This window comes from Aeromonas sp. MR19, from assembly GCF_963899305.1.
In the GTDB taxonomy this organism is placed as follows: domain Bacteria; phylum Pseudomonadota; class Gammaproteobacteria; order Enterobacterales; family Aeromonadaceae; genus Aeromonas; species Aeromonas bestiarum.
Genome location: NZ_CAWQWZ010000039.1, coordinates 1 through 251 on the forward strand (window position 1 = coordinate 1; position 251 = coordinate 251).

1 rRNA gene is annotated in these 251 nt (G+C 42.2%); it reads left to right on the forward strand.

The features are described from left to right. Positions 1 to 166 precede the first annotated feature (166 nt). Positions 167 to 251: ribosomal RNA gene (locus AACQ95_RS15910) — 23S ribosomal RNA — on the forward strand; the annotation flags it as partial.

Sequence of the window (251 nt, forward strand, 5' to 3'; positions counted from 1 at the left end):
GTTGCAAACATGCTCTTTAACAATCTGGAAAGCTGATTTAAAAAGTAGTTCTCAAACATTTGTTACAAGTGCTTTGGAAACTTCTTGGCGAAAACCAAAATTTATTTTGGTCCTTGTTGTACGACAACAAGTCGCGTCGTTTCGACGACACTTCTTGGGGTTGTATGGTTAAGTGACTAAGCGTACATGGTGGATGCCTTGGCAGTCAGAGGCGATGAAGGACGTACTAACCTGCGATAAGCTGTGAGAAG